Below are 26,424 nucleotides of genomic sequence, written 5' to 3' on the forward strand. Positions count from 1 at the left end.
GAATATCCCGGGAGACCGGCGCGTGCCCGAGTAGCATCGCGGGCGTGAAGACCGGACTCGATCGTCTCCCGGAACTCGGCTCTCTCGTCTCGGAGCTCGCGCGTTCGCGCGTCGGCCTGCTCGCTCACCCCGCGTCGGTGAACCGCGGACTGGTCCACGTGCTCGACGTCCTCGGCGGGCTCGACATTCGCCCGCGCGTCCTCTTCGGGCCGGAGCACGGATGGGCAGGGGAGGCGCAGGACATGATCGGCGTGGGCGATGCCAAAGGGCAGAGCGGCACGCGCATCGTGAGCCTGTACGGTGAGCACTTCGACGATCTCTCGCCCAAGCCGGCCGATCTCGAGGACCTCGACGTGCTCCTCGTCGATCTCCAAGACGTCGGCGCGCGTTACTACACGTTCGTGTGGACCGCCGTGCTCGTCGCGCGTGCGTGTCGCGATGCGGGCGTGCGCGTGATCGTGCTCGACCGCCCGAATCCGCTCGGCACGACGCAGATCGAAGGCCGGCTCCAGAAGCCGGGATTCCTCTCGTTCGTGGGCCTCGAGGAGGCGCCGATTCGTCATGCCATGACCATCGGCGAGATCGTCGCGTGGCGTGCAGAGGTCGAGGGCTATGCCGATCTCGTGACCGTCGTGTCGCTCGAGGGCCTTGCCCGCGAAGCGCATGCGAGCGCCTGGGATCGGGCGTTCGTCATGCCGTCGCCCAACATGCCCACCTACGACACGGCGCTCGTGTACCCGGGCGGCTGTTTGCTCGAGGGCACGAATCTCTCCGACGGCCGCGGCACGACACGTCCGTTCGAGATCACCGGAACGCCTTGGATCGACGGCAAGCGCCTCGCCTCCGATCTCATGGCCACGAAGCTCCCCGGGTTCTTCCCGCGTGCGCTCTCGTTCGAACCGACGTTCCACAAGCACGGCAAGAAGTCGTGCGGCGGTGTCCAGATCCACGTGACGGACGCGACGGCCTTCCGACCCGTCGCGACGTACGTGGCGCTCATCGCGCTTGCCCATCACCAGCGTCCCGACGAGTTCCGCTTTCGCACGGAGAAGTACGAATTCGTCGATACGATCCCGGCGTTCGACATCCTGACGGGCTCGGCGGAAGCACGGGAGGCCATCCTCGCTGGAGCGCCCGCGCGCGACGTCGCGGAGCTGGTGTCTGCCACGGGGGCCGACGAAGCGTCGATGATGGAGAGCGCGCGTAGCGCCGCCGCGAAGGTCCGTCGCGTCTAGCGTTTGCTCTTCGAGGAGGTGGTGAGCTTCATCGCGGCTTCCAAGATCTCCGGCTCCTGCAGCAGAACGAGGTTCGCTGCCTCGGCGAGAGGAACGAACGAGTCGCTCGATGTGACGCGCGCGAAAGGCTTGGTGCGCAGCGTGCCGTCGTCCGCGATGAGCGCGGCGATGGCTTCGGAGACGTTGCCCGACCGACGGCACTCGTCGACGACGAGCACGGCCTTGGCTGCCTGGGCGTGACGACGGATCGCTTCTTCGGGAAGCGGCGCGATCCAGCGCAGATCGATGACGCGTGCTTTTACCTTCTTCTGCGCGAGCGCGCGGGCGACGCGAAGGCTCATCGGCACGCCATTGCCGTACGTGAAGATCGCGAGGTCGACGACGTTCGGCCGAGCGCGCTTCGAATCGGCGACGAGCTTGGTTTCCTCGTAGACGCCGACCTCGCCGACGGTGATGGCTTCACCTTGCGGAGGCAAAGGGAACTGCCACGCTCCGTCGCCCGGGAAGAGATCGCGCGTGTGATAGAGCGCGATAGGCTCGACGAACGCGCAGACGCGACCATCGACGCGCGCTTCGGCCGTCAACGTGCGCAGCATCTTTGCCGCGTCGTCCGCGCGTGAAGGCACGCCGACGATGACGCCCGGCAGATCACGCAGCACCGCGAGGCTGTCGTCGTTGTGGAAGTGGCCCCCGAAGCCCTTCTGGTAGCCGAGGCCGGCGATGCGCACGACCATCGGGTTCGTGAGCTGTCCACGCGAGAAGAACGAGAGCGTCGACGCTTCACCGCGAAGCTGGTCCTCGGCGTTGTGGAGATAGGCGAGGAACTGGATCTCGGGCACGGGCAAGAGCCCGACCTGCCCGGCGCCGATCGCCATGCCGAGGATCGTCTGCTCGTCGAGCAGCGTGTTGAAGACGCGTGCGGGCCCGAAGGCCTTCCACAGGCCGACCGTCACCCCGTAGACGCCACCTTTCTCGGCTACGTCCTCGCCGAAGATCAGCATCTCGGGGTACTTCCGCATGAGATCGCCGAGCGCTGCGCGAATGCCGTGGCCGAGCGGCTTCGGCTTGTCCGCATCGGCCGCGCGCTCGGCGTAGCCCGTGCGTCGTGCCTCTTCCGCCACGCGCTCCGGACGACTCGGCGCAATCGGCTCCATGACCTCGGCGCGCGTCTTCAGTTTCGGCCGTGACGCGGCTTCGCGCGCGAGCTTCTTCACCGCCTCCGATACGTTCTCGAGCTCGCGGCGAATCTCGTCGCCCGTCATCACGCCAGCATCGAGCAGCGATTGGGCCGAGAGCACCACCGGATCGTGCTCTTCAGCACCTGCGATCTCGTCGTGCGTGCGGTACTCGCTGTCGGCGTCGCTCCCGGCGTGACCCCAGACGCGCTCGCACCGCAGGTGGAGGAAGACCGGTGTTCGCTTCGTGCGGCAGATCTCGACCGCGCGTGCCGATGCTTCGTACGCCGACGAGAGGTCGCGCCCGTCGCCTGCAACGTACGTCATTCCCGGCATTCCTCGCATGCGGGCTTCGACCCAGCCTTCCGGCGTACGCACGCTGACCCCGATGCCGTTGTCTTCGCAGACGAAGAGCACCGGAACCGGAACTCGCTGGAATGCCGCCCACGAGGCCGCGTTGAGCGCGCCTTGCGCCGTCGAATGGTTCAGCGACGCGTCGCCGAAGGAACAGATGACGATCGAATCGGGCTCGGTCGCCACGGTTCCTTCGTGGACGACGTTCGAGAACGCGCGCTGTCGGAGTCGCGCAGCTCGATCGATGGCCACCGCCATGCCGACCGCTTTCGGCAGGTGCGAGGCGATGGTGCTCGTCTGCGGAGGGATCCCCCAACGGACGCTGCCGAACACCTTGTGACGGCCGCCGGAGATGGGATCGTCGGACGAGGCTGCGAGCGACAGGAGCAGCTCGAAGATGCCGGGATGCGCGTCGTTCGGAAGCGCGTGCGTAGCGGAACGGCGGGCGCGGGCGAGGAAGAATGCGCCGCTACGGTAGTGGAGGAGCGCCGGATCGGTCGAACGCGTGAGGTGACCGAGCGCGACATTACCTTCGTGTCCAGCGCTGCAGATCGTGTAGTACCCCTCGTTGCGCGCACGCAGCTCGTGGGCCTCGACGTCGACCAGGCGACAATGGAGCTGCGAGAGGAAGAGCTCGCGTGCCAACGCTGGCGCGATGCGTTCGAGGTCCAAGCGCGGCGCGGAGAGCCGCTGAGCGTCCGGCCCGCTCGGCCCGCTCGGCCTGCTCGAGCAGGCGGCCAGGAGTCGTTCGACGGACCTGCGAGCGCGAAGGAGCGGCATGGGGGCGGCCGACATGTTGTCTACCATGCGCGACCTTTCGACCATAGGTGCGCTCCATCGGACGTCCCGGTAGCCGTCGGCCCACGCCGTTGGTTACACTCGGCGGCATGAGCGAAGGCAGAGACCCTACCCAGGCGGCTTCCGCGGGTGGGGATCCGTCCGTCCTCGGTCGTACGATCGCAGGGAAGTTCGTCGTCGAGAAGTTCTTGGGTGGCGGCGCGATGGGCGCCGTCTATCGCGCACGGTGGCCGGCGCTCGAAAAGAACGTTGCCATCAAAGTGATGCACCGTTCGATCGCACAGGAGGCGAGCTTCGCAGCTCGGTTCGCGCGCGAAGCGAAGGCCGCAGCGCGCCTGGATCATCCGAACTCCATCCGCGTTATCGACTCCGGGGAAGAGGCCGACGGCCTGCTCTACATCGCCATGGAATACGTGGAGGGGCGCGACCTCTACCGCGTCATCCACGAGGACTGGCCGATCTCGGATTCCGACATCGTCGACATTCTCGCACAGGCGCTCTCGGCGATCGGCGTGGCCCACGAGATGGGCGTCATCCATCGCGACCTCAAGCCCGAGAACCTCATGATCCTTCCCGGCCGCAACGATGGGGAGGAGGGGCGGTACCTCGTCAAGGTCTGCGACTTCGGCATCGCGAAGATCACGAGCAAGGGGGCCGACGGCAGCGAAGGCGCTTCGATCAGCCACAACCTCACGACGCACGGGCTCGTCGTTGGAACGCCCGAGTACATGTCGCCCGAGCAGGCGCGCGGCGAAAGGCTCGATGCGCGCTCCGACATCTATTCGGCGGGTGTCATCCTCTACCAGCTCCTCACCGGACGGACCCCGTTCACCGGCGAGCACGCGCTCGCGGTCGTCTTGCAGCACGTGACCGCGAACCCGCCAGCGCCCCACGAGATCTACCCCGACGTTCACAAGGGCCTCGAGGCGGTGTGCGTGAAGGCCATCGCGAAGGAACGGGAAGATCGCTACCAGACAGCGCGTGACATGCGCATGGCTTTGCGTAGCGCCATCGACGCGAGGTCGGCGAGCACGCCCAGGGCCGATGCTCTCGGCGCGACCGTCAAAGCTCCTGCCGTTGCACCCGCGCTGAGCGCAGCGGTGACGCGTGTGACGCCGCCTGGCCTCGCCGCGGGCACCGAGCCACCGAAGAAGTCGCGCGTGGGCTTGTTCATCGGAGCCGCGGTCATGATCGTGGTCATCGGCGTTGGTGCCGCCTATGCGCACTCGCTTTCGGAGGGAGGGGCATCCGAAGCGCCGGCGACGACCGCAAGCGCGCCTGCGGTTGCCGTTCCCGCAGCCGTTGCTCCGAACGCGAGCGTATCGGCGTCGCCGTCCGCTGTTTCGGTGCATAGTGCACCGAAGGCGCCGAAGATCAGCGTCGTGGCCTCGGCCTCGGCCTCGACCTCGGCGTCGGCTCGCCCGGCGGCATCGGCGTCGGTGAAGGGCACCGAGCGCGCGGTTGCTCCGTCGGCATCGGCGTCGCCCGCGTCGTCCGAACCTGCGCCATCGCCATCGCCATCGGCAGCGACGTCGGGGGCGATGTCACCGTCCGCGACGACGACGACATCGGCGGCCCCCGCGGCTTCACCCACGCCCGCTCCGACGCCTTCGCAGGCTGCGCCCTCGTTCAACCCGGCCGCATGCAAAGCGCACCTCGGGGCTCCGAAAGGGACCGGCTCCGTCAACGCGAAGGACCTGCGCTTGAACGGGACCGCCGCCGCGTGGAACACCTGCGCGCAGCGCATGAAGGAGAAGCCGGCGACGCCGATCTCCACCTCGGTGCGCCTTCGGTTCGGCGACAACAAGTCGTTCCACGGCGCGAGCTGTGCCGCTTGTCCGGCGCCCGTTGCTCATTGCATCGCGCAATCGACGGGCAAGACCGTGGCGCTCGAACTCCACGGTGCCGACGTCACGGGCGAGCCGGCCTTCGACGTGCCCGTCACCTTGTCTTGCGACTGACGCAGCGCGCGCGAACCCGCCCGCGATAGGGCTGAGGCATACGGCGCGTCCGAATCGCGTCGATCCGCCTTCTTCTGCGGACATTCGCGGATGAGCTTCACCGTCGCGGGGCGAACGACGACATTCTCGGGTTCAGGCCCTTGATTGTCGTCGTTGCGTCCCCATGTTGAGAATCAGCTGCGGCTGTTGCCTCCCCGCATTGCCGCAGTTTTCTCGCAGGTGTCTCGTTACGTCACGTTGTGAGTCTCTTTTCGTTTCGTCAGGTCTCTGTCTGATGTCTCGTGACTCGTAGACGCTCGCTCGCACGCGGAGCACTGCTTCGCGTGTCGTAGCGAGCATCGGTTCGCGCGCGCCCCTCCCCCAACGCGCGAGCCCCCCGTGCCCAGGTGGTCAGCCCGCCTGGGCACACTTATTTTGTACTCGCGAACTCGCTGCGCTCGTTCGCTCGTTCCTGACCGGTAGCTCTCGCTTGCAGTACATCGTGAGGCGGCAGCGCGCTCGGGCGATCACGCTTTGGCTCTGTGACGTACGCGTTCGACGCCTTCGGGAACGGTTTCGCGCGCGCTGTCTGCGAGTGCGCGTTCGACGCGTTCGGGAATGGTCTTGCGCGCGTGGTCTGCGAGTGCGCGTTCGACGCGTTCGGGAACTGTCTCGCCCGCGTGTTCTCTGCGAGTGCGCGCTCGGCGCCTTCGTGAGCGGTGTTCACGGCGAGGGCGCACTCGACGCCTCGTGAACGGTCATGCGCGCCTGTTCTTCGTGAGTGCGTGATCCATGCTTCGTCCACAATCTTGGTGGGTGAGGGGGATGAGCCTCGCGTGATGGGCTGAGGCATCGAAGCCAAACCGAAGCCAAACGGGATGACCGCCCTGGCCTGATGTTGGCGCGGTCACGGTACTGGTTCGCAACCACTCATTCGTCCCGCAAGCGGACCTCCCAAAGGGGCTTCATGCACCGCGTACACACGTTGTTTCTCGCCGTTCTTCCTTTCGCCATGGCTTGTTCGAGCTCGACGACGTCGTCGTCCTCATCCTCCGACGCTGGCGGCACCACGAATGCCGCGTCCGTCGATCTTGGTAAGACGATCGCGACGAAGAATGCCTGCGCGAGCTGTCACGGAGCCGACTATGCGGGCAGCGCATCGGGGATCCCCGGCAATCCGAACGTCAATGCACCGAACGTGACGTCCGACGAGCAAACCGGCGTTGGAGGTTGGTCCGACGAGCAGCTCGCAGCGGCCATTCGCACCGGCGTCGACGACGAGGGAAAGTCGCTTTGTTCGGTGATGCCGAAATTCGGCAGTCTCAGTGATGCCGACGTCGCCAACCTCGTGGCCTATCTACGAAGCGTGCCGGCCGTGTCGAAGGACATTCCGGCGACCGACTGTCCCGCCGTCAAATGATTGGGCTGCGCTGCGCCCAGGCCCGCTGACGACTGCATCGCGCGGGGGCGGGCTTACGATTTGCCCGCCTGCTGTCGGCGACTTCAGGGCACCTGGTTCATGTGGCGCCACCTCGTCGAAGAGTGGCGCCAAGGAGCCTTCTATGTCCGCGACGAAGTCCAAGGTCCTGCTCGTTGTTCCTTTCCTGGCGCTCGTCCCGCTAACGGCCGGCGCGGCGCTAGGGCCTGCCTCGCAAAGCTCGGTGACGTTCGACGCGGCGGGGCCCGGCGGAATGAAGATCGAAGGGACCACCAAGGCCCTGGCCGTCCGTGAAGACGGGCCCGACGTTCGCGTGACGGTGGCGCTCGATGGTCTCGCGACGGGAATTGCACTTCGCGATCGACACATGCGTGAGAAGTATCTCGAAGTGGCGAAGTACCCGACGGCCGAGTTCGTCGTCCCGCGCGGCAACTTGCAGTTTCCGAAAGCGGGGGCAGTGAGCGGTGATGCCGACGGAACAATCACCATCCACGGCGTGTCGCGACCCGCGAAGATCCATTACACCGCCCGCCCAGGGCAGGACGGAATCGACGTAACGGGTGCCACGCAAGTGAAGATGACCGATTTTGGTATCAACGTTCCTTCGTATCTCGGCGTCACGGTCAAACCGAATGTCGATATCGCCGTCACGTTCCATACGAAAGACAGCTGAACGGTTCACTCGTTCGTTTGCAGTGCCAATGAAGAGATTCTTCCGACGTACCCGGAGGCGGCTGCCTTCGTGGTTGGTCTTCGTCGTGGCCGTCGTTTCGACTCTGGCTTGGACGCGCGCTGCCAGCGCTTACGCGTGGATGATTCGCCACGAGTACAACGGCTGCGTCCAATGTCACGCCGATCCGTCCGGTGGGGGGCTCCTCACGGAGTACGGACGAGCACAAGGCGTCGTGCTCCTCGCCAGCCGCTATGGCAAGGATGCGACCGACGAGGAGCCCGGCAAGATCAAGGATTTTGCTTTTGGTCTCGTCCCGCTGCCGAGTCCGCTCTTGCTCGGAGGGGATTACCGGCTACTGAACTTCAATCAGCATCTCTCGGTCCCTGGAGCGCCCTCGACGACCACGTCGCGCTGGATTCAGATGCAGGCGGACCTGGAAGGTCAGCTCACGTTCGGTCGCTTCCGCGCGAATGGCAGCATTGGCTATGACCATAATGGTGCGCAGGCCGCGGCGATCACGCATCGTCAAACGGACAACCTGATTTCGCGCGTCCACTGGCTGGGCGTCGATCTCGGTTCCGACAACGAGTTCTTGCTTCGCGCCGGGCGCATGAACCTGCCCTACGGCCTTCGGATCATCGAGCACGAGACCTTCGTCCGCATCAGCACGCGGACGGACATCAACGCCGCGCAACAAGACGGCGTTGCGTTTGCGTGGAACGGCGAAGGTCTGCGCGCCGAGATCATGGCCATTCTCGGTAACTATCAGATCAATCCCGATCGGTTTCGCGAGCGCGGATACAGCGGATACATCGAATGGTCACCCCATCCGAAGATCGCCGCTGGTCTGAGCAGCCAGGTCACGCACGTGGAGGCGGATCCTCAGCTTGCCGGCTATCCGGAGCTCTGGCGACAGTCCCACGGGCTCTTTGCGCGATTCACCCCGTGGAAGCCCCTCGTCGTGATGGCGGAGGGCGATCTGTTGGTCAACTCGACGCCCTCGTCGCCCTCGTCGCCGGATCGCGGCGGACCCTTGGGGCATGCGACGTTGCTCCAAGCCGACGTGGAAGTCTGGCAAGGCCTGCATCTGATCGCGACGGGGGAAACGTTGAGGCCTTCGTCCCACGGCGTCGACCTGTCGTATGGCGCGTGGGGCTCCGTCGCGTGGTTCTTCCTCCCTCACTTCGACGTTCGCGGAGACGCCATCTGGCAACACCTCTCCACGGGAGGCCCCGCGTTCACACAGACCCTCTATCTCGCACAGCTCCACGGGTACCTGTGAAACACCGCGCACTCGGGCTCATGGCCTTCGCCGCGCTCGCATCGCTTTCGTCGACGGCGAGCGCCACCCCCAATTTCCCTTCCGCGCTCCAGAGCGATCTCGGTCTCGCGTCGGCGCCCGACTGTTCGCTTTGCCACGCGGGGGCGCCCAGCTCGACGACGGCGACGACGCCCTTCGCCCTCTCGATGCGAAGCGCCGGTCTCGTCGCGTACGACACCGGCTCGCTCGCGTCGGCCCTGGACAAGCTCGAGGCGGATGGGACGGACAGCGACGGCGACTGCGTCCCCGACGTTACCGAGCTCCGCCAAGGCCAGGATCCGAACGTATCGAACGGAGGTTCGTGTGGCGGTGGCGTCTCGACCGCGTCGCCTCCTCGCTATGGGTGCGGGGCCACGATCACACCGACCCGAGCGCCGGCGTGGTCCGCGGCCTTCGTGCTCGTTGCACTGAGCCTCCTGGTCGTGCGCCGGCGTCGGAACTGAGCTCGAACTCATTCCGAATCGAGGATCCCCAGGCGCTTCGCGAGCTGATGAAGGTTGCTCCGGTGCACGGCCTCTCTGAGTCCTCGACCTCACGGTCGTCGTGGACGTCAACGCGCGCGGCGCCCTCTCTCGCGCGCTATCTATTTTCGCCCCGAGGAGATCCGTCAGGTCCGTCCGAGGCGAAGAGAGTTCAGCACGACCGTGATCGAGCTCGTTGCCATCGCGGCCGCCGCCATCACCGGTGTCACGAGGCCTGCGGAGGCCAGGGCAATTGCAATGACGTTGTATCCGAGGGCCCACCCGAGGTTCTGCTTCATCACGCGACGTGTCTTCCGCGCGAGATCGAGCGCCTCGACGACGTGCGAAATGCCTTCGGCTCGAATCACGACGTGCGCGGCTCCGAGCGCGACATCGGTCGCACCATGGGCCGCGATCCCACAATCGGCGGCGGCGATCGCGGGGCCGTCGTTGAGGCCGTCCCCGATGAACGCAACGACGCGTCCTTCGCGGCGGGACACTTCGAGCATCGCGGCCTTCTCCTCCGGATCGACCGCACCTCGCGCAGCGGTGATCCCGAGCCGGTGCGCGACGTCGGCAACGACCTCCTCGCGATCGCCGCTTGCGATGGCACAAGCGATGCCACGGCGGTGAAGCGCGGAGGCAGCTCCTGCTGCGTCCGCCCGAACGGCGTCGGCCACGAGGATCGTTCCGAGCCAGCGTCCCGCGCTGGCCACGTGCACGGCGCTCTTCGACGCGGGGATTGTGTGGGGCGCGTGGAGATCAGGGGCGGCCGCGGAAGCGAGCTCACGCACGAACAGGAACGCTCCGACACGGATGAGCGTCCCATCCGTTCCACGCCACTCGACGCCTTTGCCGGGAAACGTTCGCGCCGCTCCGGCCAAGACGAGCGGCGCTTCCGTCGACGCACGAATCGCGCGTGCGAACGGGTGCTCGCTTCCTTGTTCGGCGAGGGCGGCGGACGCAACGAGCTCGTCGCGCGTGACGCCGGGGGCGGGAAGGAGATCCGTGACGATCGGCGCGCCGGTGGTCAAGGTGCCTGTCTTGTCGAAGACGATCGAATCGATACGGGCGGCGCGCTCGATGGCGTCACCGTCACGGAAGAGGATCCCCCGGCGTGCGGCGCGCCCCGCGGCGACGAGAAGAGCCATCGGCGTCGCGAGTCCGAGCGCGCAGGGACATGCGACCACCAGCACGGCGACGGCCCTCAAGAGCGCGATGGATGTGCTCCCTGTCAGCGCGCGGTTCACCAGCGCCGTGAGCGCCGCCGTGACTAGCACGACGACGGTGAGCTTGGCGGCGAAGCGGTCGGCGAGCGCCTGCATTGGCGCACGGCGCGCAAGGAGGCGATCCACGGCACCTGCAATCCGATCGAGCGCACGTGAGCCGACGGCATTCGTGACTTCGAGCAAGAGGACGCCGTCGTGGTTCAGCGTACCGGCTTCGACGAGATCACCCGACGCTACCCGAAGAGGCCGCGCTTCACCGGTCAGCAGAGATCGATCGACGTACGACTCTCCGGTCTCGACGCGCCCGTCTAGCGGAACGCGCTCGCCAGGCCGGATGCGGATCCGGGCACCGGGCTCGACCGTCCGCGCGTCGACGTCGGTCTCGAGCCCGCCGTCATCGATCCGATGTGCCAGAGGCGGTGACAAGGAGAGCAGCGAGTGCACCGAGTCGATTCCGCGCTTCCGCGCAGAGCGCTCGATCAATCGGCCGAGCAGCAGGAACGTGACTATCATGCCCGACGTGTCGAAGTAGACGTCGGACGAGCCGAGCGAGAGGACGACCGCCGAGTACGCGAACGTCGCGACGGCGCCCAGCGAGACGAGCAGGTCCATGCCGGGCGCGTGCTGGCGCAGCGAACGCACGGCCCCCGCCAGAAATGGCGCGCCTCCGAAGGCCAGCGTGGGCAGCGTCAACACGCCGGTCGCAAACGCGAGCCACCAGCGTGCGCGCGCGTCCGACGCATCCACTGCGCCGACATACAGCACGAGCGAGGGGAGCATCGCGTTCATGCAGAAGAAGGCGGAGAGGGCGAGGCGAATCCGAAGGCCGACCAGCTCCTCTTCGGTGTTGTCACCGCCGCGTTCGTGCGCGCGGTACCCGAGTGCCTCGATGCGCGCCTTCGCCCGAGCGGCGTCGAAGTGGCGGGGATCCCACTCGAGCGACAACGTGCCCGCCGCGTAGTTCACCGTCGCGGTAGCGACTCCCGACTCGCGCGCGAGCACGCGCTCGATACGTGCTGCGCAGCTCGCGCACGACATCCCCTCGATCGCGAACGAAGCGCAGCTCCTTGCCTCCGGGGCGTCCGACGTCACGGAGCCTTTCGACGAGCAAGAAGCAGCTCGTCGCCTCCATTCCACGGTTCCGTCCTGCCCGCGAGCGACTCGCGGACTGCCCGTACGTCCTCTTCGGTGATCTCCGGGGCCTGGTTCCCCCACGAGCTCCGTTCGTGCGTGAGAACCGCGGCGATCTCGGCGTCACGCAGCGTGCGGAGTGCCGGCATGGTGTTCTGGTAGCGCTCGCCGTTCACTTCGATGGGCCCCTGGAGGCCCAAGAGGACGATACGGATGGGGGTCTCCTTGTCTTCGAGGAGCCACGTCGATCCCACGAGCGGAGGGAACGTCTTCGGTATGCCCAGCCCGCTAGCCTGATGGCAGGGCGCGCAGCTCGCCTGGAAGACGGCCTGGCCGTTCACCTCCGTGCTTGCCGCCACGGTCTGCGGCGAGCGCTCGTCGCCCGCGAACGAGAAGTCGTCGCCGCCGTGCTGCACCAGGTACGTGAACCCAGACGCCCCGAAGACTCCGAAGAGTACGAGGAAGAGCGCCGGCAGAGGGCCGCGCGACTCGACCGGTTCCGGATTCTCTCGACGGATCTGCGCCGCCCCACCAGTCGCCCCACCTTCTTCGCGGGCGTTTGCCTGATGGGCCTTCATCGTGGTGCACCGCTATTCAGGTTTGCTTGCTCGGAGGTGTATTTCAGATATCGCGACGGATACGTGTGATCGAGGGAGACGAGATAGGCAATGAGCGCAGCGGCGTCGCGCTTTGCGACCACGAAGCCTTCCTTGGGTGCGAGCTCGGGCGGCAAGTCGACTCGGACGTCATCGGGGCCAAGCTCGCGCTTCACCTCGAAGAGGAATGGATACGCCGGCATGATGCTCCCGGGGACCACGGCTCGTGGATTGTAGAGATGAGTGTAGTGCCAACCCGCGCTCGATTGCCGCGCGCCGATGTTGAATAGATCGGGACCGGTGCGCATCGTCCCGAGCTGGTGAGGATGGTCGTAGACGTAATCGCCCGGCGTCGACGGACGACCCCAGCCGCGCTCCGAGTCGGGCGCGAACGCGCGGTCGGTGGGTTGTTGCGTGTGGCAGTAGACGCAGCCGAGCGACACGTAGACGTCGCGCCCGCGCTGCTGCTCTGTCGTGTACGGCGCGAGGCCCTCCTCGGGTTGCACGACCATGAACTGCACGTACGGCATGACCACGAGGATCATGGCCGTGAGGATCAGGACGCCGACGCTCCCGAAGACGATGACGGACAGGCGATTCACGCGGCTTTCTCCATGGTGAGCACGGGCGTTTGGCCGGCGAACGTGCGGACAGGCCCACGCCCAGTCGCCATTGCCCACGTGTGGTACGCAAAGACGAAGTGTCCGAACGTCATGAGGACGCCGCCCAGAGTGCGTGCGTGCAAAAAGGGAATCGTCACGCGAACGGAGTCGAGGAACGGCTTCGCCTTGTCGAGCATCGCGAGGCCCTGCAGCGTGCCGCCGATCGAGAGCGCGCCCACGTAGACGACGATCCCCACGAGCGCAAACCAGAAGTGAGCTCGAATCAGGCTCGGATAGGGCCATTCACGCTCGACGAGGCGGGGGAGTATGAAATAGACGGCGCCGAAGATCTCCATCGAGACGAATCCGTAAAGACCCATATGCGCGTGACCGACCGTGAAGTGGGTAAAGTGGGTTATGCGGTTCAGCGCACGAATCGACTCCAGGCACCCCTCGAGGGACGTTGCCGTGTACATGAGTGCGCCCACCACGACGAAGCGGAGCGTCGGAGAGTGCTTCAGCGTCGCGAAACGCCCGCGCATCGTGATGTGGTGATTGATCGCCACCGCGATGACGGGGATTGACATCATCACGCTGTGGACGATGGAGACCGCAATGAGCCACGTCGGAACGGGCCCGCCGATCAGGTGGTGCGCGCCGACCTGGCTGTAGAACAGCGCGAGGCTCCAGAAGCCGATGAGCGACAGGCCATAAGAGAAGATGGGGCGGCCGAGGACTTTTGGAATGAAGTAGTAGGCGATGGCGAGTCCCATCGGCGTGAGCCATAGGCCGAGCACGTTGTGCGCGAACCACCAGTTGATCGTCGCGTGTTCGACACCGAAGTGGACGCCAGGGAAGTTCGCGACAAAGAAGAGGATGGGAAACCAGCAGAACGCCGCGCCGAGGTACCAGGCCGAGACATAGAGGTGTGCCACTCGCTTCGCGCGCAGCGTGAGGAGCAACGGAACGCCGGCCAGCGCGCCGCCAATCACGAAGAGCGCGTCGATTGGCCAGGGGAACTCGAGCCACTCGAGGCCATCGGTCCATCCGAATGCGATCGCGAGCAGCCCTGCCACCATTCCGATGTTCCACACGACGACGCCGGCGGTCGCGAACCTCCCTCCACGCAGCGGCGTGCGAACGAGCCTCGGCATGAGCCACAGCGCGATCGCGATGCCGCCCATCGAGGCGAATCCGTAGATCACCGCGTTCAGGTGGATCGGCCGAACGCGACCGAAGGTGAACGGCGCCGAGCCCGTGAGCCAGTCGGGGAACGTCATCTTCAGCGAAGAGACGACCCCGTACAGCGAGCCGATCACGAGCCAGACGATGGCCGAAGCGAGAAAGGCGAGCACGGGCGTGCGCGAGGACACGTCGGCGTCGCGTCGAGCCTGGATGTCCTCGGCGGAGCGAGCGTCGTCGCGCGAATCGTGCGCATGCGCGCTCTCTGCCAGCGCGGCCACGTCGGTCGCAGAGGCGGCCGGCTCCTCGACTCGGCCGATCTCGCCAGCGTCGAAGATGATGGTCGCCCCGGTCTTTTGCCACGAGACGCGATTGCGCGTGATGGACCAGAGAAGAATCAGCAGGCCTGCCATGCCCACCAGAAACGTGAAGAGCACGAGGGAGAGGACTGCCGCGTTCATGCCTTCTCCCCTTCGCTCGCGGATTCGGCGACGATGGTGACCTCGATGTTCTCTCGGGTCGCGTTCGAGTACGGGCACACGGCGTGTGCGGCGTGCATCAGTGCGTAGGTCTCTTCCCTCGAGAATCCGGCGACGCGACCGCGCAGCTCGATGCCAAGGACGTACTTCTTGTCATCGGTCAGGTTCAGCGAGACGAGCGCTCGCACCTGCGCGTCCTCGAGTTGCTTGTGCACGAGATTCGCAATCTCGTGCATGGCAGTCTCGAAGCTCGCGGCGTACGCGGCCGCGAACAGCTGCTCGGGATTCGTTGCTCCGCGCGTACCGCACGTTGCTTCGGGCCTACGTAGCTCCAAGGTCAGGGCGCCGTCGTCCGAAGCCACCGACCCATCGCGTCCGCCGCGCACGAGCGCGACCGCGGTGTATACCGTCTTCATCGCGCGGCCGCATGTGCATCATCGATGCCACGCGTGCGCGGCGTGCGCCGGGCGAGCCGCGTGGCGAGTCTGACCGATCCGCGCGCATAATTCAGTGTCCGCGGGATCGTTCTCCTGCCGAAGTTTCGTGAACCGGCGCCGGATTGTCGGCGCTTGCGTCCGTCAGAGGCGGTACGTCTTCATCTTGTATTGGAGTGTCGCGCGGCTCGTTCGAAGGAGCCGCGCCGCCTCCGACTGGTTGCCCTGTGCTCGGCGCAGGGCGTCGGCGACGAGCGATCGTTCGTAGGCGTCGACACGCGCCTTCAGCGGAATGCTCGAGGTATCGTCATCCGTCGGCACCGGGAGGAGCTCCTCGATCGCGTTGCGCAGCTCCGGCAGGTCTTCGAGGCGAATGCGATTTCCTCGAGCAAGGATCGACGCTCGCTCGAGGACGTTTTGAAGCTCGCGCACGTTTCCCGGCCAGTCGTAGGCCTGGAGATACGAAATGGCGTCTTCTTCGACTCCCTTTGGCTCGAACCGCAGTCGAGTCGCCAGCGCGCGCACGAGTGCGTCGATCAACGACGGGATGTCCTCGCGCCGCTCGCGCAGCGGCGGCACGCGGATCGGAAAGACATTCAGGCGGAAGAAGAGGTCAGCGCGGAAGCGATTCGCGCGAACCTCGGCGGCAAGGTCACGGTTGGTCGCCGCCACGATCCGCACGTCGAGCCGAATCGGTTGCGTTCCTCCGACGCGCTCGACTTCGTGCTCCTGGAGGACGCGCAGGAGCTTGGCCTGGGTCTCGAGCGGCAACTCTCCAATTTCGTCGAGGAGCAGCGTGCCTCCCTGGGCCAGCTCGAAGCGGCCGAGCCGGCGCTGGAGCGCGCCGGTGAACGCTCCCTTCTCGTGTCCGAAGAGCTCGCTCTCGATGAGGCTCGGGGCGATCGCGGCGCAGTTCACTTTGACGAGAGGTTGTCCGCGACGCGGGCTCATCTCGTGGAGCGCGCGAGCGAAGAGCTCTTTTCCCGTTCCGGTTTCGCCCCCCAGGAGAACGGTCGAATCCGTCCTGGCGACGCGCTCGAGCTCACCAAGGGCGCGCGTGAGCATGGTGCTCTGGCCGACGATCCCGGAGGGACGGCCCTCGTGGAGCTCTTCTTTCAGATACGTATTTTCGGCTTCGAGCCGTTGCGACAGGTCCGTGACCTCTGCGAAGAGCTCGGCGTTCTTGATGGCCACCGAGGCGTGCGCGGCGAAGATGCCGAGACGGTCGAACTCGGCATCGGTCAGCGGCCGGCGAGCGAACATGGCGAGGACACCCAGGACTTCCTTGTCGAAGACCAGGGGATATCCACCGAAGGCCAAGAGCCCGCTCTGCCGTATCCAAGTCTTGTCGGTGAAGCGCGGATCTCCGAGGAGGTCGTTGCTGCAGACCGGGGCCCGCGTTGCGGCGATCGCGCCGATCTTCAGCTCCCCGACCGGGACGCGGCTGTGCGATCCGTCGAGACGCTCGGACAAGCCCGCGCTCGCGACGAGCTCCAAATAGCGAGGCTCGCCTTTCCGCACGAGCCAGACGCGCGCCAACGCCGCGTCGAGATCGCGGCCGAGGCCGCGCGTGATCTCGTCGAGCACGCCGTCGAGCTCGAGTGTGCTCGCCATCCGGAGGCTGACTCGGCCGAGAGTCGCGTCGAGGCCCGCCATGTCTTTCATCGCGCAGCTCTTATAGTGCCAACCCTTTCGTCGACGAGCCCTCGACCCGTTACGCGCCAGACTGCCGAAGTTCCGGCACCTGCTGCGCCGAAGTCTTGGCAGAGCACCTCGACCGTCCCCGTTTTGCAGTCGAGCGCGTGTGGCGCCGATCGTGCTTACGCCGCGCGCGATGAGCTCGATCTGGGATGCGCCGACGAAACCCTCTCCGCACGCGCGCACGTGCAGGATGTTCCAATCCGATCTTCTCGAACGCTTCTCACGCGTGCATCCGACGACGCCTTTCCTCTTCTGGGGGCCGGTGGTGTTGTTCCTCCTCGGGCGCAGCATCGTACGCGGCGATCTCGGCCCCTTCGGAGTCTTCGCGATCTTCCTCGCCGGAGCGGTCGCGTGGAGCTTCGCGGAGTACGTTCTTCACCGCTGGATTTTCCACTGGCACGAGGCCTCGCCGCGCGGCCTTCGGATCCACTTTCTTCTTCATGGCGTTCACCACGACTATCCGAGCGACAAGGGGCGCCTCGTCATGCCTCTCGGGATCAGCATTCCGCTCGGTGTCGTCTTCTACGCGCTTTACCGATTCACGCTCGGCGCACGTATCGGCGAGCCTTTCTTCGCGGGCTTCGTCGTTGGGTATCTGGCCTACGACGGCATCCACTACGCGATCCACCACTTCAGGATCGGGAGCCGCGTTGGTCGGATGCTGAAGAAGCATCACATGGTTCATCACCACGTCGACCACGACGCGGGGTTCGGCGTCTCGTCTCCCCTCTGGGATTACCTGTTCGGAACGATGCCGAAGACCAGGCAGGGACGCCCCTGAGGCAGCCTGAAGCGAGAAGAGGCGACCGGCGAGCTCGCTTGTCGCCCTGCTACTTGCGGCGCGGGGGATCGAGATCTTCGGCGAGGTAGCTCAGGATCACTTCGTCGAGCGACTTGTCGCTGATGAGCTCGTCGCTGAAGATCGACGGGGGAGGACGCGTGCCCGTCCCGAAGAGCGTCGCGGAACGCGCTTGCGGAATTCGATTGTCGCTCGCCGGACGCTGATGAGGCTTCGAGCTCGCCGGAGCGCTGTCCGGAGCACGAATCGCTTCGGCGATGCGGCGCGCGCCCGTGCTCGTGTCCTTCGGCGCAGGCGGCCTCGACGGCGCAGGCGGCAGGTCGCTCGACTGGAAGAACGATGACGCCGCGGCAGGCTTCGCTGCTGCAGGCGGCGGAGGAGCAGGAACAGGAGCCGGTGCAGGCTTCGCGGCGACGGGAGGAGGCGGAGGGGGAGGGGCGGGAGGCGGAGGGGCGGGAGGAGCGGGAGGAGGCGGAGCCGCGAGGGCAGCGATCTCCGTCAGCTCCGGCTGACGCGTCGTCGCCGGTGCTTCTTCTTCGGCGGCCACGACCGGCGGCCGCGGATCCGGCGTCGTCGCCGGTCCCAACGATGCCGGCGGAGTCGTCACGGCCGGACTTGCGGGTGCGGGTGCCGGCGCGGGTGCTGCCGCCGGCATCTTCGGCGGCCGAACGCTTCCACCGCTCTCGAACAGGTGATCGAACTGTCCCTCGCGCAAGGCGACGAACATCGCCTTGTGCTGCTCCTTCATCATCGTCCGGACGAGATCGCTCATCCCATCGGCGCCGACGTGCTCGGCGTACGACTTCTTCACGCTCTTGAGGATGCGACCGCCATCCATGAAGAGGTGCGTGATGATGTGCGGGTGGTTGACGCCCGAGTCTTCCGTCTGGATGTGAAACACCCGGTTTTTGTGCCGGACGTTGTTGTTGTAGCCGAGCAGCGGCGATTGGAACTTGGCCATCGCGAAAGACCAACTACAACGCTATCACGCCTTTTCGGGCTCATGCTCGCGGTCATTGGCCCGGCCCGTTCAATCTGGTCCGACCTTATCTCCTTGCCCTCCTTCGGCGAGTGACGAGGGCAGGGCGGTGGCGGTACTCGCCCGGCTCGCCTTTTTACGCTAGGCGGCACGACCCACACCACCGACCTACCCACCTACCCATCGACTCGAGCGCGCGCCTCACACGCGTCTCGTCGTTCACGAGGGCTTGTCGCGCGTGGCTAGGCGCAGACTGGATCGCGCGCGATCCCGGCAGGCCGCTTCGAATGCGCGCGACGAGCAGAAAAGCGCGGCCGTTGCCCGGGCCGATGGATCGACCCGGGCTCGTTTGCCTCGCTTGCCTCGCGCCGCCCTCGCGCTGTCTCTCAGGCGCCGACGATCGGCTCGAGACAGCGCTCGCGCGCTTCGCGAAGGGCGGGCACCGAGAGGTTGACGGTGTGAGCGCCGACGGTGAGGGAGAGCGAGTCGCCGCCCGTGCGGCCGAGCTCGACGAGCGGAACGCCCGCCTTCTTTGCCTGCTCTTCGACCGCCGCGCGGTTCGTCTCGCGAACCGAGACGACGATACGAGAGGGGCCTCGCCGAAGAGCGAAGCCGCCACCGACGCACCTGCCGGCACCGTGACCTTCGCGCCGAACGCGGGCTTCGAGCCAGGCGCCGTCGCGCAGCACTCAGCAATCGCAACGGCGAGACCGCCATCCGCGACGTCATGCGCGCTCGCGAGAAGCTGTCCGCGCGCGAGATCGAGCACGAGCTTCTGGAGCTTCTTCTCTGCGTCGAGATCGATGCGCGGAGCCGGGCCACCGAGCTTGCCGCTCTTGAGCGACTGGTACTCGCTTCCGCCGAGGCCAGCCTCGCCAGCATCGGTGCCGAGGAGGAAGACCACGTCGCCTTCGCCCGCGAACCACTGGGTGACGACGTCGGTTTCCTTCTGGAGGAGACCAACGGCCGCGACCGACGGCGTCGGGAGGATCGGGCGGCGAACGCGGCTCGCGCCTTCGCCCTCGTTCGTCTCGTTGTAGAGGCTCACGTTGCCGGAGACGATGGGCACTTCGAGCGCGCGGCAGGCCTCGGCGAGGCCGTCGATGGCGCGCGCGATCTGGTCCATCGTCGTCGGGACTTCGGGGCTCGCGAAGTTCAGGCAGTCGGTGATGCCGATCGGCTCGGCACCCGAGCACACGAGGTTGCGGCACACCTCGGCGATCGCCATCTTCGCGCCCTCTTCGGGCGAGAGCTCGACGAAGCGGCCGTTGCAGTCGACCGCGAAGGCGAGGTGCTTGTCGATCACCTTGCCGTCACGCGAGCACGGAACGCGCACGACCGCGGCGTCCGAACCCGGGCGGACGACGGTGCCGCCACGGACGATGTGATCGTACTGGCGCCAGATCCAGGCGCGCGAACCGACGTTCGGCGAGCCGAGGAGCGCGAGGAGATCCGCACTCGGGTCGGTGCTCTCGGGCACGTCGACGTTCGCCGAGACCGGCGCGGACTGGCGGGGGCGATCGTAGAGCGGAGCGTCGTCGGTGAGGACGTCGACGGGGATGTCCGCGGCGATCTGCTTCTCGCCGCTCGGCGAGCCGCCATCGAGCGGGTCGAAGCCCGGCGTGGCCTTGACCACCCAGCGCTTCGAATCGGTCACGCGACCGACGATGGCCGCATCGAGGTCCCACTTCTTGCAGATCGCGATGACCGCGTCTTCGCAGCCACGCTTCGCGACGAGGAGCATGCGCTCCTGCGACTCGCTGAGGAGGAGCTCGTACGGCGTCATCTTGCGGGCGCGGCGCGGGATGAGGTCGAGGTCGATCTCGATACCGTTGCCTGCGCGGCCGGCCATCTCGACGCTCGACGACGTGAGACCGGCGGCGCCCATGTCCTGGATGCCTTCGAGGACGTCCGCCGCGAAGAGCTCGAGGCACGCTTCGAGGAGCAGCTTCTCCATGAACGGGTCGCCGACCTGCATCGTCGAGCGAACGCCCTTCTTGATCGAGCTGGCCGTGGCGAGCTCGCCGGTGCCTTCCTTGGCGCTGCCGAACTCGTCGGACGCCATGGTGGCGCCGTGGATGCCGTCGCGGCCCGTCTTCGCGCCGATGTAGAGGATCGGGTTGCCGATGCCCGCCGCGCGTCCGTAGAAGATGCGGTCGGTGCGGGCGACGCCGCAGGTGAAGGCATTGACGAGGATGTTGCCGTCGTAGGACGGGTCGAACTGGACCTCGCCGCCGACCGTGGGAACACCGATCGAGTTGCCGTATCCGCCGATGCCGGCGACGACGCCGCGGAGGAGCTCCGGCGTGCGCGGATGATCGGGGCTACCGAAGCGGAGCGAGTTCAGGCTCGCGATGGGGCGCGCGCCCATCGTGAAGACGTCGCGGAGGATGCCGCCGACGCCCGTGGCCGCGCCCTGGTACGGCTCGATGAAGCTCGGGTGGTTGTGCGACTCCATCTTGAAGACGGCCGCGAAGCCGTCACCGATGTCGACGACGCCGGCGTTCTCGCCCGGTCCTTGGATGACGCGCGGACCCTTCGTCGGCAGGCGGCGAAGGTGGACGCGCGACGACTTGTAGGAGCAGTGCTCGCTCCACATGACGCTGAAGACGCCGAGCTCGGTGTACGAGGGCTTACGGCCGAGCGCCTTCTCGACGCGGGCGTACTCGTCCGGCGTGAGCTTGTGCTGCTTGATGAGGGAGTCTTCGATCGGCAGATCGCCCGGGAAGGCGTGGGGAGCGGCGGTCATCGGCCCCTTGGTTAGTCGCTCCGGCCTGCCGGGTCCATGGGCGCCGCTCCATTCCTGCGCCTCGTCCTTCTCCGGGCGCGCTTGGGCTCAAGGACCGGGGCTGAGCGGAATGGTTGTGCTCGATGCGCGCGGTGCCTTCAGCCTTCGTTCGGCGGTCTCGAGCAGGCGCTCCCACGACGTTCCGTCTCGCGGCGCTTCGGCGAGCGCGGGCACCTGTCGGAGATGAACGCCGCCGAGCTCACGTACGCGCTCGCCCACACGGTCGTTCACCGAGGCAAGCGAAACGGCGGAGGTCTTCGCATCGAGCCCAGGCATGAGCACGACGAACGTGCGGTCGTCGAACCGGCAGGCGAGATCGGCATCGCGCAGGCTCGAGCGCATCGTGAAAGCAAATAGCTCGAGTGCGCGATCGGCGGTCGTTCGACCCTTGTCCCGGCGCAGCGCCTCGACACCGTCGACCTCGAGGAGCGCGATCGAGGCGCGCCCGTGACGACGAAGTGCACGCGACAGTTCGCCGGGAAAGCGCTCGCGCATGAACAGGCGATTTCGAACGTGCGTCACGCAGTCGTAGAAGGCGCGCTCTTCGAGGGTTCGCGCGCGGGCGATGCGCGCCGAGACGCGATCGAGGATGTCTTCGACCGACGAAGGCGTGTTGATGACGTCGTCGGCGCCCGAGGCGATGCCTTCGCCGATCGGAAGCGGCTCGGTGCCGTTGCCTACCGCGAAGACCAGCGCATGCGAATATTCGCGCTGCGCCCGCAGCCATCGCACGATGCCGAACGGATCCCCGCCGGGCGTGCATTCCGCCAGCACCGCCGCGGGCGGCATCTCGCGTGCGGCCTCGGTCAACGCGGCGATCGAGGTCTCCCACTGAATCGCGTAGCCCGCGCGATGAAGCGCGTTCGCGAGCGCTCGACCATTCGGGCCGATCTGTCCGACGAGAAGAACGAGCGAGTCGCGCTCGGTGCTGTCGTCGTTGCGCGCGATCGACGGAATCAACATACGAGGACCTCCCCGTGCGCGGCGTTCGTTCGAAACGATCGGCGACGCTGGTTCTCACGACCAGCACCCAACGCGACCATCGCGACCTGCGAAGGCGGGTTGGGATCGCAGCACGATTCGCGCGCGCACCCCGAGAGGGCGGTCCAGCAAGACGTGTACCCCTAGCGGAGAACCGTCCGATATCGACGACGTCGAGGGATTTGCAGTTCGCCAACGCTCCGCGTCAGGTGGCATGCCTCGCAATTTGCGAACGCGGTTGTCCCAGAGAAAAACACGCGTTGTTCGCAAGTTATTCGCAGGTTGTCGATTTTGGAAAAGCTCTGAATCGTTTTGCTTTCTGCCACGTGCGGCTGTGGAAAGCAGCGTGTGAGGCGCTTTGGCGATATGTGCGCACGACGGAACCTGAGCTAGACACTTCGCATGGGGGTTGAATCGTCGCGGTTCACGCGAAGCGTCAAAGTGCTCGTCGTCGACGACGACGCAGCGACGGCGGAAGTGCTTCGATCCGGCGTTTCGCTGATGCCCGCCTGCGCCTGCGAGATCGCGTTGAGTGGCCCCGAGGGAATCAAGGCGCTGTCGCGTGAGTCTTTCGACGTCGTCGTGTCCGACGTTCGCATGCCCGGCATGAGCGGGTTCGAGTTGCTCGAGTTCGTTCGTCGCGGCGATCCGACCCTCCCTGTCATCTTGGTGACCGCCAACGGCGAGATGCAAGAGGCGGTCGAAGCCGCGAAGCAGGGCGCATTCGACTACATGGTCAAGCCGGTCGACTTCGAGCACCTCTCGACGACCATCCAGCGCGCCGTGGGCGAGCGTGACATAGGCGAGCGGGATGTCGTCGAACGCGACGAACCGCTCGTCACGCGCGAGCGCGCCGTTGCGCAGCGACCGAGTACGCGCGTGCTGCTAGGCAACGCGCCGTCCATCGTCGCGATGCTCGGCGCGATCGAACGGATGGCGCTGTCGACCGCGCCCGTTCTCGTCGCGGGGGAGACGGGGACGGGCAAGGATCTCGTCGCCTCCCTCATTCACGAGAAGGGGCCGCGTCGCCACAGACCCTACGTGGCGGTCAACACCACCGCGATCCCCGCCACCCTGCTCGAAAGCGAACTTTTCGGGCATGTGCGTGGCGCGTTCACCGGGGCGACGCAGGCCCGTCGCGGTCTTGTCGTCGAAGCCGAGGGCGGAACGCTCTTTCTCGACGAAATCGGTGACATGCCTCTCGAACTGCAAGGTACCCTGCTTCGCGTGATCGAGACGGGGGAGGTGCGAGCGGTGGGGAGCGATCGAGGGCGCCGCGTCGACGTGCGCTTCATCGCGGCCACGCATCGCGATTTGCCCTCGCTCGTGCGCAAAGGCGCCTTTCGCGAAGATCTCTATTACCGGCTCAACGTGCTTTCGTTGAGCGTTCCGCCACTGCGTGACCGCCGAGGCGACATCCCGTTGCTGGCGAGTCACTTCCTCGAAGTCGCGCGGTCGCGGATGCCGGCGTCGCAGGTCTCGTCGATCAGCGCCGACGCCAAGGAGCTCTTGTCGCGGGCATCCTGGCCAGGCAACGTTCGTCAGCTCGCCGCCACGATCGAGCGCATCGTCGTTCTCGGAAGGAGCTCGCGCATCGAGGCCGCTGATCTCGCATTCCTCGATCAGGCCGAAGCCGAAGGTGGCGAATGGCCAGGCGGTTCCTTCGAGCTTTGCACGCTGAAAACGCTGACCGAGCGCTACGTGAGCTGGGTGCTCGCGCAGGCCAACCAAGACAAAGCGCGCGCAGCGGCGATCCTCGGCGTCGACATCTCGACGCTCTATCGGTGGCAGAGACGCGGACCGACGGTGGCTGGCGACAACGAGCCACGGTCAGTGCGGAGGCCACCATGAAGGTGCTCTTGCAGATCGCCAGGCGAGCCACCGTTGGGTGGTCGCCGCCAACCGCGATCTCCGCGCCGCTGCGGTGGCATGGTTCTAGCTCATTCGGCCAGGCTCACTCGCTGACCGACTGACCGACTGACTGACTGACGAGTGCGAAGTGTCCACAGGGGGGGGTATGCAAATTCGAGAGTCACGCGTCGCGCGTCCAGCTTCACGAACGAAAGGACCGATATCTCTTGCCGCCGTGCGTGCTGCACGAGCAGGCGTTCTTGCTCCGTTGCCCCGTGGTCAGGGGCTGATCGAGAGTCTCCAGCTTCTTGCTGACGCGAACGCGGCCGCTGCTTCATCGCTCGATCTCGGGCAGATGTTGACGGCGGTGATGGGCCTTCTCACCGGTCGCGGTGCCGAGGCTTGTGTCGTCGAGCTCGTTTCGAACGAAGGCTTCACGCGCTACGGCGCACCTATCTGGCCGAACACGGAGGCCGGGCGCACTGTGGCCGATCTCGTTGCGCGCGTCGCCGAAACGGGCCGTCCCACCTGCATCGCCGCATCGTTCGAGCCCTCGGGCGTGAGCGGGGTGAGCGCCGTCGGCGGTATGAGCGGCGCCGTCGAGCGCATGCTTGGTCAGCGTCGCCGACTCACGCTCGTTCCGCTCGCCGCCGATGGTCGGGTGCTCGGCGTGCTCACGGTGCTCTCGGCGAGCGAAACGCATCCCGATCTGGGCGTGCTCGTCGAGGTCGGTCGTAGTGTCGGTCGTGGCATCTGCAACGCGATGGCGTATCGCGAAGCCGTCGAGAGCTCGTCACGGCGGGAAGACGCCATCGTCTCCCTCGGACACGACCTCCGAAACCCCCTCGGAGTCGTGATCCTGACCCTGAGCGAGATGCTCGAGCGCGCGAACCTCGACGAGCAGAAGGTCGGTGACCGACGCCGTCTCGAAGCCGCGCTCCGCGCAGCCGATCGGATGCACGAGCTGCTTCGCGACTTGCTCGAACTCTCGCGACTCGAAGCGGGGCACTTGCCGTTCGACCGGCGCGCGTGCTCGGTCGAAGCCCTCGTGAACGACGCCGTTGCGCTCGGTGCGCCGATCGCCAACGCGAAGGGCCTGACCATCCGCACCGACGTCGAACCGAACCTCCCGCAGGTCTACGGCAACCGAAACAGCCTTCTTCGCGTGCTCTCCAACTTGATCGGCAACGCCATCGAGTTCACGCCGAAGGGCGAGGTGATCGAAGTCCGAGCCCACGCCTGCCGCGACGGCATCCACGTCGAAGTGGTGGACGCAGGCGAGGGCATCGCGCCGGAATCGCTCCCGCGCATCTTCGAGCGCTTCTTCCAGGCCAAGCCGAGCCGTCCGGGCGGTACGGGGCTCGGCCTCTCCATCGCCAAGGCCTTCGTCGAGGCCCACGGCGGCCGGATTTCGGCGGCCAGTGAGCCCGGCCGCGGGGCGACGTTCGCGTTCACCCTGCCCGTCACCCGCTGAAGCGCACACGCTCGGTCTTCGAAAACGGGCGTGACGGCAGCGGTTACGGTTCTGCTCGAGCCGCCGACCCTTTTGCGGGCCGGCGGCCCGTGCTACGTCCGTGCGCCATGCGCGCAGTGGTTGTCCTTTTTCCCGGTCTCAACGCGGATGCCGAAATGATCCGCACGCTCGAGCTCGCTGGCGCGAAGGTCAGCACCGTCTGGTACGGAGATACCGAGCTTCCCGCGGGAACGGACCTCGTCGCGATCCCCGGTGGCTTCAGTTATGGCGACTACCTCCGTTGCGGAGCCATCGCCAAGGTCGGACCGATCATGAACGCCATCGCAGCGCACGCTGCACGCGGAGGCTACGTTCTCGGCGTTTGCAACGGCTTCCAGATCCTCACCGAGTGCGGGCTCCTTCCCGGCGCGCTCACGCGCAACGCGCACCTTCGCTTCGAATGCAAAGACGTGTTCGTGAAGGTTGCCTCCGAAGGTCCGTTCACGCCCGCGACCGGCAGCGTTCTCCGCCTGCCGATCGCGCACGGTGAAGGTCGTTATCAGGCTACGCCCGAGGTCCTCGCCAAGCTCGAAGCCGAGGGCCGCATTGCGCTCGTCTACGCGACGGCGAACGGCGACGTGCACGACGCGGTCAACCCGAACGGCTCCGTGAAGAACATCGCGGGCATCTACGGCGGTCCGTCGAAGAACGTGCTCGGTCTCATGCCCCACCCGGAGCGCATGAGCGAAGAGTGCCTCGGCGGCCGTGACGGCATCACTCTCTTCGAGGCAGTCGTTCGTCGCTCGCGGGTTGCCGCGTAAAAC

General features: G+C 66.4%; 19 protein-coding genes and 1 pseudogene. 10 read left to right on the forward strand and 10 right to left on the reverse strand.

Annotated features, from left to right (window positions below):
* Window positions 1-44: 44 nt before the first annotated feature.
* Window positions 45-1,235, forward strand: a complete 1,191-nt coding sequence (locus AKJ09_RS23670; protein ID WP_146649479.1) for an exo-beta-N-acetylmuramidase NamZ family protein — start codon at window positions 45-47, stop codon at window positions 1,233-1,235.
* On the opposite strand, the gene AKJ09_RS23675 is transcribed toward AKJ09_RS23670, so the two are convergent.
* The gene (locus AKJ09_RS23675; protein WP_169927794.1) at window positions 1,232-3,559 is read right to left on the reverse strand and encodes a thiamine pyrophosphate-dependent enzyme; all 2,328 of its coding nucleotides are present in this window, start codon (window positions 3,557-3,559) and stop codon (window positions 1,232-1,234) included. The genes AKJ09_RS23670 and AKJ09_RS23675 overlap by 4 nt on opposite strands.
* 92 nt (window positions 3,560-3,651) lie before the next feature.
* Between AKJ09_RS23675 and AKJ09_RS23680 the strand changes: the two genes are divergently transcribed.
* The 5 genes from AKJ09_RS23680 to AKJ09_RS23700 all read left to right on the forward strand — a co-directional run bounded on the left by AKJ09_RS23680 (window position 3,652) and on the right by AKJ09_RS23700 (window position 9,377).
* Entirely contained in the window at window positions 3,652-5,523 is a 1,872-nt protein-coding gene (locus AKJ09_RS23680; RefSeq protein ID WP_146649481.1) for a protein kinase domain-containing protein, read from the forward strand.
* A 946-nt stretch (window positions 5,524-6,469) separates the two neighbouring features.
* Entirely contained in the window at window positions 6,470-6,922 is a 453-nt protein-coding gene (locus AKJ09_RS23685; RefSeq protein ID WP_169927795.1) for a c-type cytochrome, read from the forward strand.
* Between the two features lie 142 nt (window positions 6,923-7,064).
* Entirely contained in the window at window positions 7,065-7,613 is a 549-nt protein-coding gene (locus AKJ09_RS23690; RefSeq protein ID WP_169927796.1) for a YceI family protein, read from the forward strand.
* Window positions 7,614-7,698: 85 nt separating this feature from the next.
* Window positions 7,699-8,895 carry a porin family protein gene (locus AKJ09_RS23695; RefSeq protein ID WP_146649484.1) on the forward strand — a complete coding sequence of 399 codons (1,197 nt, stop codon included), beginning with the start codon at window positions 7,699-7,701 and terminating at the stop codon, window positions 8,893-8,895.
* Window positions 8,892-9,377 (forward strand): hypothetical protein, encoded by a 486-nt coding sequence (locus AKJ09_RS23700; protein ID WP_146649485.1) that lies wholly within the window; start codon window positions 8,892-8,894, stop codon window positions 9,375-9,377. The genes AKJ09_RS23695 and AKJ09_RS23700 overlap by 4 nt, the downstream gene beginning before the upstream one ends.
* A 164-nt stretch (window positions 9,378-9,541) precedes the next feature.
* Here AKJ09_RS23700 and AKJ09_RS23705 read toward each other — a convergent pair whose 3' ends face one another.
* From AKJ09_RS23705 to AKJ09_RS23730, 6 genes are all read right to left on the reverse strand, one after another.
* Window positions 9,542-11,716, reverse strand: coding sequence for a heavy metal translocating P-type ATPase (locus tag AKJ09_RS23705; protein ID WP_146649486.1), 2,175 nt, complete (start codon window positions 11,714-11,716; stop codon window positions 9,542-9,544).
* The gene (locus AKJ09_RS23710; protein ID WP_146649487.1) at window positions 11,713-12,333 is read right to left on the reverse strand and encodes a c-type cytochrome; all 621 of its coding nucleotides are present in this window, start codon (window positions 12,331-12,333) and stop codon (window positions 11,713-11,715) included. Before AKJ09_RS23710 ends, AKJ09_RS23705 begins: the two co-directional genes overlap by 4 nt.
* The gene (locus AKJ09_RS23715; protein ID WP_146649488.1) at window positions 12,330-12,953 is read right to left on the reverse strand and encodes a cbb3-type cytochrome c oxidase subunit II; all 624 of its coding nucleotides are present in this window, start codon (window positions 12,951-12,953) and stop codon (window positions 12,330-12,332) included. Before AKJ09_RS23715 ends, AKJ09_RS23710 begins: the two co-directional genes overlap by 4 nt.
* On the reverse strand, window positions 12,950-14,596 hold the full coding sequence (locus tag AKJ09_RS23720; RefSeq protein ID WP_146649489.1) for a cbb3-type cytochrome c oxidase subunit I: 1,647 nt from the start codon (window positions 14,594-14,596) through the stop codon (window positions 12,950-12,952). Before AKJ09_RS23720 ends, AKJ09_RS23715 begins: the two co-directional genes overlap by 4 nt.
* Window positions 14,593-15,030 carry an Ohr family peroxiredoxin gene (locus tag AKJ09_RS23725; protein ID WP_146649490.1) on the reverse strand — a complete coding sequence of 146 codons (438 nt, stop codon included), beginning with the start codon at window positions 15,028-15,030 and terminating at the stop codon, window positions 14,593-14,595. The genes AKJ09_RS23720 and AKJ09_RS23725 overlap by 4 nt, the downstream gene beginning before the upstream one ends.
* 162 nt (window positions 15,031-15,192) lie before the next feature.
* Window positions 15,193-16,713, reverse strand: coding sequence for a sigma-54-dependent Fis family transcriptional regulator (locus tag AKJ09_RS23730; RefSeq protein WP_240488568.1), 1,521 nt, complete (start codon window positions 16,711-16,713; stop codon window positions 15,193-15,195).
* A gap of 169 nt (window positions 16,714-16,882) precedes the next feature.
* Between AKJ09_RS23730 and AKJ09_RS23735 the strand changes: the two genes are divergently transcribed.
* Window positions 16,883-17,530, forward strand: a complete 648-nt coding sequence (locus AKJ09_RS23735; RefSeq protein WP_146649491.1) for a sterol desaturase family protein — start codon at window positions 16,883-16,885, stop codon at window positions 17,528-17,530.
* Between the two features lie 49 nt (window positions 17,531-17,579).
* Here the strand turns inward: AKJ09_RS23735 and AKJ09_RS23740 are convergent, their stop codons facing one another.
* The 3 genes and pseudogenes from AKJ09_RS23740 to AKJ09_RS23750 all read right to left on the reverse strand — a co-directional run bounded on the left by AKJ09_RS23740 (window position 17,580) and on the right by AKJ09_RS23750 (window position 22,278).
* Window positions 17,580-18,509 (reverse strand): hypothetical protein, encoded by a 930-nt coding sequence (locus tag AKJ09_RS23740; protein WP_240489012.1) that lies wholly within the window; start codon window positions 18,507-18,509, stop codon window positions 17,580-17,582.
* 404 nt (window positions 18,510-18,913) lie between these two features.
* Window positions 18,914-21,276: pseudogene (gene purL / locus AKJ09_RS23745) on the reverse strand (phosphoribosylformylglycinamidine synthase subunit PurL).
* 87 nt (window positions 21,277-21,363) lie between these two features.
* On the reverse strand, window positions 21,364-22,278 hold the full coding sequence (locus AKJ09_RS23750; protein ID WP_146649492.1) for a diguanylate cyclase domain-containing protein: 915 nt from the start codon (window positions 22,276-22,278) through the stop codon (window positions 21,364-21,366).
* 420 nt (window positions 22,279-22,698) lie between these two features.
* On the opposite strand from AKJ09_RS23750, the gene AKJ09_RS23755 reads away from it, so the two are divergent.
* The 3 genes from AKJ09_RS23755 to purQ all read left to right on the forward strand — a co-directional run bounded on the left by AKJ09_RS23755 (window position 22,699) and on the right by purQ (window position 26,421).
* Window positions 22,699-24,147, forward strand: a complete 1,449-nt coding sequence (locus AKJ09_RS23755) for a sigma-54-dependent transcriptional regulator (protein WP_146649493.1) — start codon at window positions 22,699-22,701, stop codon at window positions 24,145-24,147.
* A gap of 235 nt (window positions 24,148-24,382) precedes the next feature.
* Window positions 24,383-25,621, forward strand: coding sequence for a sensor histidine kinase (locus tag AKJ09_RS23760; protein ID WP_169927797.1), 1,239 nt, complete (start codon window positions 24,383-24,385; stop codon window positions 25,619-25,621).
* Window positions 25,622-25,728: 107 nt separating this feature from the next.
* A complete protein-coding gene (gene purQ / locus AKJ09_RS23765; protein WP_146649495.1) occupies window positions 25,729-26,421 on the forward strand; it encodes a phosphoribosylformylglycinamidine synthase subunit PurQ in 693 nt (230 codons plus the stop codon).
* Window positions 26,422-26,424: the final 3 nt, after the last annotated feature.

This window comes from Labilithrix luteola, assembly GCF_001263205.1.
In the GTDB taxonomy this organism is placed as follows: Bacteria; Myxococcota_A; Polyangia; order Polyangiales; family Polyangiaceae; genus Labilithrix; species Labilithrix luteola.